The 7,725-nt window shown below is 41.9% G+C and carries 8 protein-coding genes; 6 read left to right on the top strand and 2 right to left on the bottom strand.

From position 1 onward, the window contains the following. Positions 1-148: 148 nt before the first annotated feature. Entirely contained in the window at positions 149-1,357 is a 1,209-nt protein-coding gene (locus tag AC5590_RS10810) for an ABC transporter substrate-binding protein (protein WP_498823161.1), read from the top strand. A 159-nt stretch (positions 1,358-1,516) separates the two neighbouring features. Here the strand turns inward: AC5590_RS10810 and AC5590_RS10815 are convergent, their stop codons facing one another. Further along, a complete protein-coding gene (locus AC5590_RS10815; protein ID WP_169268643.1) occupies positions 1,517-2,635 on the bottom strand; it encodes a ScyD/ScyE family protein in 1,119 nt (372 codons plus the stop codon). Positions 2,636-3,046: 411 nt separating this feature from the next. Between AC5590_RS10815 and AC5590_RS10820 the strand changes: the two genes are divergently transcribed. The 4 genes from AC5590_RS10820 to AC5590_RS10835 all read left to right on the top strand — a co-directional run bounded on the left by AC5590_RS10820 (position 3,047) and on the right by AC5590_RS10835 (position 6,827). Further along, complete coding sequence (locus AC5590_RS10820) at positions 3,047-3,880, top strand: carbohydrate ABC transporter permease (RefSeq protein ID WP_370460856.1); 834 nt, start codon at positions 3,047-3,049, stop codon at positions 3,878-3,880. A gap of 63 nt (positions 3,881-3,943) precedes the next feature. Beyond that, complete coding sequence (locus AC5590_RS10825) at positions 3,944-4,603, top strand: Uma2 family endonuclease (protein WP_169268645.1); 660 nt, start codon at positions 3,944-3,946, stop codon at positions 4,601-4,603. A 125-nt stretch (positions 4,604-4,728) separates the two neighbouring features. Further along, entirely contained in the window at positions 4,729-5,562 is an 834-nt protein-coding gene (locus AC5590_RS10830; protein WP_169268646.1) for a carbohydrate ABC transporter permease, read from the top strand. A 65-nt stretch (positions 5,563-5,627) separates the two neighbouring features. After that, entirely contained in the window at positions 5,628-6,827 is a 1,200-nt protein-coding gene (locus AC5590_RS10835) for an FAD-dependent oxidoreductase (RefSeq protein ID WP_169268647.1), read from the top strand. A gap of 39 nt (positions 6,828-6,866) precedes the next feature. Here the strand turns inward: AC5590_RS10835 and AC5590_RS10840 are convergent, their stop codons facing one another. After that, positions 6,867-7,130 carry an ArsR/SmtB family transcription factor gene (locus tag AC5590_RS10840; protein ID WP_246163332.1) on the bottom strand — a complete coding sequence of 88 codons (264 nt, stop codon included), beginning with the start codon at positions 7,128-7,130 and terminating at the stop codon, positions 6,867-6,869. Positions 7,131-7,422: 292 nt separating this feature from the next. Between AC5590_RS10840 and AC5590_RS10845 the strand changes: the two genes are divergently transcribed. After that, complete coding sequence (locus tag AC5590_RS10845) at positions 7,423-7,701, top strand: hypothetical protein (RefSeq protein ID WP_169268649.1); 279 nt, start codon at positions 7,423-7,425, stop codon at positions 7,699-7,701. Positions 7,702-7,725 lie beyond the last annotated feature (24 nt).

The raw sequence follows: 7,725 nt of genomic DNA on the forward strand, positions 1-7,725 counted from the left end.
TGCCGGGGGGATACTCCCCCCGGCGAGCTTTGCCCCTTAGGGGCTAGCTATCGCCCAAAGGACAATACTCCCAAAGAGAATTATGCTTTGGGCGGCTCTTTTTGGAAGCATCGCCCTCTTTGTTATTGGTTGTCAAAATCTACCTTTTATGAGCGTTTCCTCTGCACCAACCGCAGTCACTATCAAACTGGGCGGTTGGACAGCAAGTCCAGCAGAACAAAAACTCTTGAAAGAACTATTGCAAGACTTTGAAGCAAACCATCCTAATATTAAAGTCAGGCATGAAGTCATCAACGACCAATACATGGATGTCATAAAAACCCGCTTGGTGGGTGAAGCGGCTCCTGATGTATTCTATTTAGATGCTCTTGAAGCTCCTTTTTTCATGAGCCAGAATGTTTTAGAACCACTTGATGCGTATATAACTCCCGATTTTGAGGTTGCTGACTTTGAGGAAACACTACTCAGTAGCTTCAAATATTGTAAGCATATTTACGGCTTACCTAAGGACTATTCGACACTTGCTCTGTTTTATAACAAAAAAGCTTTTGCAGCCGCAGGCTTAACCATTCCACCATCAACTTGGAATGAACTGCGTGCTTACTCAAAGAAGTTGACCGTAGACCGTAACCGAGATGGCAGAATTGATCAATACGGTTTTGGAGAAATTCCAGAATTACCGCGTCAGGCTTACAAAATCAAAGCTTTTGGTGGACAACTTGTAAACCAAAATGGTTATGCAGCATTTGCCAGTGATGCCAGCTTGCGAGGATTACAATTGGCGATAGACCAGTATCAAAAAGACCGCTCCTCATCTCAAAAATCTGATGTTGGCACAAATTCTGGCAGTGAAATGTTTGGTCAGGGTAAAGTCGCAATGGTGATTGAGGGGAACTGGGCAATTCCCTACCTCACAGAAACTTTTCCTAATTTAGAGTTTGCTACCGCAGAATTGCCTACAATTAATGATAACAAAAATACGATGGTATTCACTGTTGCCTACGTGATGAACAAGCAAACCCAACACAAAGCCGAAGCTTGGGAACTTATTTCTTATCTCACAGGTAAACAAGGTATGACAAAGTGGACGAAAACAGGCTTTGCTCTGCCATCTCGGAAATCTGTTGCTCAGAAATTGGGTTATGATCAAGACCCCGTGAGAACTGCACTTGTGGCAGGAGTAAATTATGCTATACCTTGGCAAGTCGGTGAATATCCAGCAGCGATTGTAAACAATTTTGATAACCAGTTTGTTAGCGCTTTGTTAGGACAGCAACCACTACAACAGGCGATGCAACGAGCACAAGATGAAGCTAATGAACTGATTAAGGCGATAAGCCAGAGGACTTCGGCGTGAGCGCTCAGTCGTTCGCGCAGCGTGCGCTTTGCGCATACGCTTGACGCTCCGCGTATCGCTATGGAGTAAATATGAGTGAGTGGTATATGGCGGTTTGCAATTGGGTAAGGTACACAAAGAAATTATGAACCACTCATGGAACACAGATAAATCTGTACTTCATTTCTTGAGTACTATGCGTTTTGGCTTACACTTGTGCAAAGTACTCAGTCCTAAAACACCAACCGCGACTATAGCTATTACAACACTTGGTTCAGGGACTTTTGCTTTTGGATCAACCCGCAAAACTTGCCCAACTCCAGGGCGATCGCCTTTATTTGCTACATAAACAGCACCATCAAGACCAATTGTCAAGGCTGTGGCAGATTCTAGTCCATTGCCACTAAGCAAAGTTGTACGAGTGCCATCTGGGGCGATTTGGATAAGAGAAGCATCTGTAACGCCCGACCATTGCGGTGCATTCGAATATTGTACGGTATACAAATTGCCTTGGGGATCAAATTCTAAATCAGAGAGTTGGGTAAAGCCGTCAGCGTAGACTGTAACTTCACCATCAGATCCAACTCGAAATATCCGCGCTTTACCGACTGGAAAAGGAAAACCCGTGTATTCGCTGACGTACAAAGCACCATCAGGACCAAATGCGGCACCTGTCGGTACTGATTGAATTTCAACTTCCTCTGGAGTTTGACCTGGTGGTGGCGCGTCAGGAGGTAGCACTTGTCCAGGTCCAGGAGTTGGGAAGACAGGATTTGTTATTGTTTGCTTGGGAAGCACAGTAAAAGTCTTCAAATTACTGCCATCAAGTCCCACAGTTAAAATGTCATTGGCAGCCGCATCAATCACATAAGCAGTATTGCCCTTAATTGCCACACCATAGGGGTTGCTAGCGATTTCACCGCTTGTATCAAGCACAACTTCCCCATCAGCATTATTAGCCAATTCATATTTTGCAAAATCGCCAAGACTTGTTAACGAACCCGTGTTGAAATCTACTTTGTAGAGTTGTCCCCAACCGGGGGCATTTTCTGAAAAATCGCGGATGGTGGGATTACCACCATAACCGATGAGAAGGTAAGGATTTCCTCCTCCTACACCCGACTCTGTGATGTAGAGGCTACCATCAGGACCAAAGTTGAGACCCCTGACATTATCAAGACCCTCAGCAACAACACTAAACGATGCAGCTGTTGCTGGTTTAGTTCCAAAAACAACAGCAAAACAAAAAGTAAGAGCTGCAAAGCTAAAAGCTGATTTAGAAAGTAGAGATAAACGCATACGGCAATCAGGCGTCAGAATTATATCGAGCTTTTTAACTGACTGAAAAAAACATCTACCGTAAGGATGGCAATGCGTACCAACCTCATATAGAGGCTTATTGTTTGAATATGAAAATCGTGTTTAGAAACTCTGTATTTTTAGTAACAGCGTATAAAATCTTGAAAGCGGAATGCAATGAATAATCTTTTGATAGGCTTGACATTTCTTTAAGTTTTGTTTAAGTCAAGCTTGGTTGAACTGCAACTGAATTGATACACAAGCAGTTACGATAAATAATCATGCATTACCTATCGCTACAGTCGGGATGGTGCCGGATGAGTTGGAGGTACATTTGTGTTTGAAGTCAGAAGGCGACAAACAAAGTCTAGATCGAACATCACACAAGACTTGGCTGGATACTTGTTTATGATGCCAACCATTCTGGTGTTGGGCACATTTGTCGTGCTACCCATTCTCTGGGCTGTTTTTCTTTCCCTGCACAAAGTTCAACTTCTTGGCGCTATTAAGTATCAATTTGTAGGCTTTCGCAACTTCACGCGACTCATTGAAGATGAACAGGTTTGGATTGCTTTAAGAAATACAGCCCAATATGTTGCAATTGTTGTCCCGGCTCAAACTGTCTTGGCTTTAATTCTAGCTGTGACGCTCAACTCTGGTATTCGTGCCAAAAATTGGTGGCGTATTCTTTACTTTTTGCCGACAGTCACCTCCTCAGCCGTGTTGACGCTGATTTTTATGTGGATTTATAACACGAATGGGTTACTCAATGATTTTCTTGCTTTTGTAGGGCTACCTACTTACAACTGGTTAGGAGATCCAGCCGTTGCCCTCAAAGGTATTATGCTGATGAATATTTGGTCAACAGCACCGTTTTACATGGTGATTTATTTAGCAGCGTTGCAGGATATTCCTCGTTCACTTTATGAGGCTGCATCGCTAGATGGAGCAAATGGCTGGCAGCAGTTTATTTATATCACGATTCCTATACTCAAACCAGTAACCTTTTTTGTAGTCACAATAGGAGTCATTGGCACGTTTCAATTGTTTGACCAATCTTATATTTTTTCTAACGGCACTGGTGGACCGAATAATGCTACTTTGACAATAGTTCTATTGATATATCAAGCTGTCTTTCGTAACTTACAGATGGGGTATGCAGCGGCGATAGCCTTTTTACTCGCAGCAGTCATTATTGTTATCACTTTGATTCAACGGCGGTTTTTTGGAGGCGAAAATTTTTAAAGGAAACTTACTGAGCTAAAGCCATTCATGTCAAATAAGTTACACTTCAAAATGGAGGCAAACATGCTATTAAAACTGAAGCAATTAGAAGTTCCACCAGGACAGCGAGTGCTGCTAAAAAATGTTACATGGCAAGAATTTGAAACGATTTTAGAAGAATTAGGTGAACATCGTGCCGCTAGGGTAGCTTATGAAAATGGAATGCTAGAAATTATGACACCACTACCTGAACATGAGCGTAATAAAGAAAATATTAGCGATTTAGTGAAAGTACTCCTTGAGGAGCTAGACATTGAATTTATGTCTTTAGGTTCGACAACTTTCAAAAATGAATTAATGGACAAAGGCATTGAACCTGACAACTGTTTTTATATCCAAAATGAACCAGTCGTTCGAGGCAGAGACAGATTAGACTTAACAGTAGATCCGCCTCCAGACTTAGCGTTAGAAATTGATGTAACTTCCCGCACTCACTCTAGTATCTATGAAGCATTAGCAGTACCCGAGTTGTGGTGCTTTGAAAAAGGCAAATTACAAATTAATGTTCTGCAAAACGGTAAATATATTTCATCTACGTTTAGCCCAATTTTCCCTAATTTTCCTCTCCAGCAAGTCATTCCTGAGTATCTTCAACAGTGTAAAACTGTGGGTAGAAACAAGACTATGAGAGCTTTTAGAGCTTGGGTGCAAGAACTCATTAGCAAAAATATTTCAAGGGTGTAAATGTAGTTTAGAATACTGGTTGTTTTTTTCAGTTACAGAAGCTGATTTAATTCTCAAGTTGAAGAGACTATTTAAGCTGGGTGATGGTGAGGAAAAACTAAACCCTTGATAAAGATATTATCAAAATGAAAATATATAATTTTTTGACTTGGAAGACACTGCTATACATTTTACTAACACTGTATGCAATCATCACGCTCATTCCCTTTTTATGGGCACTATCAGCATCATTTAAACCGCTATCTGAAATTGTCAGCGGTGAACCTAATTTTGTACCCAAAAACTTTACTCTCGACAACTACAAACAAATTTTTTTCCAAGAACCGCTGTTTCTGCGATGGGTTTTCAATAGTGTGGTTATAGCTATCAGTGTGACTGTATTAAACTTGTTGTTCAATTCAATGGCAGGTTACGCCTTAGCAAGACTGAACTTTACGGGTAAACGCTTTTGGTTCTTCCTGATTTTGACAGTCTTAGCAGTCCCTGCACAGATCACCCTCATTCCCACATTTTTAATTTTAAAAGCCTTAGGTTGGCTGAATTCCTATCAAGGGATGATTGTCCCAAGTATGGTTAATGCTACTTTCATTTTTATGATGCGGCAGTTTTTCGTAAATTTTCCCAAGGAATTAGAAGAAGCTGCTCAATTGGATGGATTGAAGACTTGGGGTATTTTTCAGCATATTGTTTTACCTTTAGCAAAACCAGCTTTAGCAGCACAAGCAGTTTTTGTATTTATGGGAAATTGGAATAATTTCTTGTTACCTCTAGTTATTTTGTTTGATCCAGAAATGTTTACTCTTCCTTTGGGATTGAATACTTTTAAAGGTCAATTCATTAGTTATTGGAACTATATTATGGCGGCTTCTATGGTGTTTACTTTACCGGCTTTGGCGATTTATGCATTTTTTAACAGGTATTTTATTGAGAGTGTAACGTTTACGGGAGGAAAAGGTTAATGTAAGCAACTCAAAACTGAAAATGGACAATTTACGAACAATTCAATAAACGTAGGGGAAATGTAATGGCGCAGATTGTGATTGTGGGTGCAGGTCCGACTGGTGCTACGCTTGCTTTACAGCTTGTAAAACGCGGTATTGCAGTAACATTGATTGAGGCGGCGAAGGATTTCCATCGAGTGTTTCGCGGTGAAGGGTTAATGCCGAGTGGGTTGGATGCACTTGAGCAAATGGGATTATCGGCGATTGTGGAACGTATTCCTCATAGACAACTCGACGCATGGGAGTTCATCATAGGTAAAAAGCAATTGTTTCGAGTTGAGGAACCAATGGGGGCGGATCGACCCTGTACGTTGGTGTCGCAACCGCCATTCCTCGAAGCTATCATTACCGAAGCTCAGGCTTATCCTAACTTTGAATTTATACAAGGTTTTGCTGTAAAGGATTTACTGTGGATTAATAATCGCGTTGCGGGTGTGAAACTGGGCAGTGGACGTGAAATTTCCGCCGAACTTGTGATTGGGACAGACGGTCGAAACTCGGTTATCCGACAACGGGCAGGGTTGCAATTGGTACGTCAGCCAAAGGATGTGGATATTCTCTGGTTCAAACTTGCTGCCAGTCCTAGCTTTACAGGAGATAATGTGTTTAATTTAATCGTTAATGGCGATCGCGTATTCACCATCTTTCACGGAGCAGAGGAAGGAAAACTGCATCTAGCTTGGGTAATATCTGCAGATGAAAAAACCGATCGCAAACAAGCAGACTGGGCAGAAATTTTTGCATCGCTATCACCCTCATGGATGGCAGAGCATTTCCATAGCTATGCAGACACCATCGAAACTCCGATTAAGCTATCAGTTGTAGTTGGTCGTTGTCCATCCTGGTACGCCCCAGGAGTGTTACTTCTGGGTGATGCTGCACACCCAATGTCTCCCATTCGCGCTCAAGGAATCAATGTCGCATTGCGTGATGTCATCGTCGCTGCTAATCACCTTGTACCACTGTTTAACACACAAGCTGGACACAAAGAGATTGACGCAGCACTATCCCGGATTCAAGCGGAACGTGAGCCAGAAATTATCCGCGCCCAACAACTCCAGATGCAGGAAGCAGCACAAGGCGAACTACTACGAAAAAATGCACTGATACGTTGGCTATTGATTCAACTTGCTCCCTTACTTGGTCAAACAATTCGCCACTCTTGGCTGAAGCGACAGTACGAAATGCGTCAGGGTATCACGCAGGTGCATTTGAGTGTCTGAAACTTGATGAGTTGGTTAAAAGTTTAGCGCCATGATCCTTTACTCCTGTTCATCCAAATGTTCAGCAACAGCTTGATAAAGATGCAAAACATGACTGTCATGTAAGCGGTAGAATACATTACGACCTTGCTTGCGGTAACTAACCAAACGCATCGCCCGTAAGTTTCTCAGTTGATGGGAAACAGCAGATTCACTCATTTTTAATACTGCTGCCAAATCACTTACACAAAGTTCTTCTTGAGCTAACAGTGAGAGAATACGCAAACGATTAGCATCGCCTAAAAAGCCAAAAAATTCTGCCATGCGCTGGGCTTTCTCACTGTTGAGAAGCTCATATGACACAGGTTGCACGTTATCACTCTCTACTTGACTGGATATTTGATTGTACTCACTAGTTTCTTTTTGGGAAAGAGAATGAGTGATATTGTCAGCAAAAGTGTCTTTAGTTGACATAGTATTCATGTAGGAAATTTATAGTTATTTTTTTAATAAAAAAGAAATCTTACATACTCAATAGCCTTTTGAATATTGTCTTATCAGGCGGGTTGGCAGTAGCCATGATTCTCACTTAATTCAAGGATATCGCGATAACCTCATGAACGTACTATTTGGCGATATTCTCGCTCGTTTGGTGTTGCTATGTGTGATTGTCGCTTCCATAAGCAGTATCGTTGGCATCTTTGTATCAGGTTTTTTGAAGTTTGCTTGCGATCCTAGTATTATTCTTGTTCAGTTTGTGGTATTAATGGCTGTTTTTGGCTGGATTAGCAAAAAAGTTTGCCCAACCCTGATTCATATTCGGGCTAATTCTTCCTTCACCCCTATCCCCTTACACGGTTCGGACGTTCGGACGTTCGGCGAAGCTATCTCCTGAGCCCTGAGTCCCAAAGGGACACGC

The organism is Brasilonema octagenarum UFV-OR1, from assembly GCF_963888615.1.
GTDB classification, from domain to species: domain Bacteria; phylum Cyanobacteriota; class Cyanobacteriia; order Cyanobacteriales; family Nostocaceae; genus Brasilonema; species Brasilonema sennae.

Excerpts from the sequence above, each read along its gene's own strand:
- AC5590_RS10845 (WP_169268649.1), top strand. The coding sequence starts at position 7,423 with ATGAACGTACTATTTGGCGATATTCTCGCTCGTTTGGTGTTGCTATGT.
- AC5590_RS10815 (WP_169268643.1), bottom strand. The coding sequence starts at position 2,635 with ATGCGTTTATCTCTACTTTCTAAATCAGCTTTTAGCTTTGCAGCTCTT.
- AC5590_RS10835 (WP_169268647.1), top strand. The coding sequence starts at position 5,628 with ATGGCGCAGATTGTGATTGTGGGTGCAGGTCCGACTGGTGCTACGCTT.
- AC5590_RS10830 (WP_169268646.1), top strand. The coding sequence starts at position 4,729 with ATGAAAATATATAATTTTTTGACTTGGAAGACACTGCTATACATTTTA.
- AC5590_RS10825 (WP_169268645.1), top strand. The coding sequence starts at position 3,944 with ATGCTATTAAAACTGAAGCAATTAGAAGTTCCACCAGGACAGCGAGTG.
- AC5590_RS10810 (WP_498823161.1), top strand. The coding sequence starts at position 149 with ATGAGCGTTTCCTCTGCACCAACCGCAGTCACTATCAAACTGGGCGGT.
- AC5590_RS10840 (WP_246163332.1), bottom strand. The coding sequence starts at position 7,130 with ATGGCAGAATTTTTTGGCTTTTTAGGCGATGCTAATCGTTTGCGTATT.
- AC5590_RS10820 (WP_370460856.1), top strand. The coding sequence starts at position 3,047 with ATGCCAACCATTCTGGTGTTGGGCACATTTGTCGTGCTACCCATTCTC.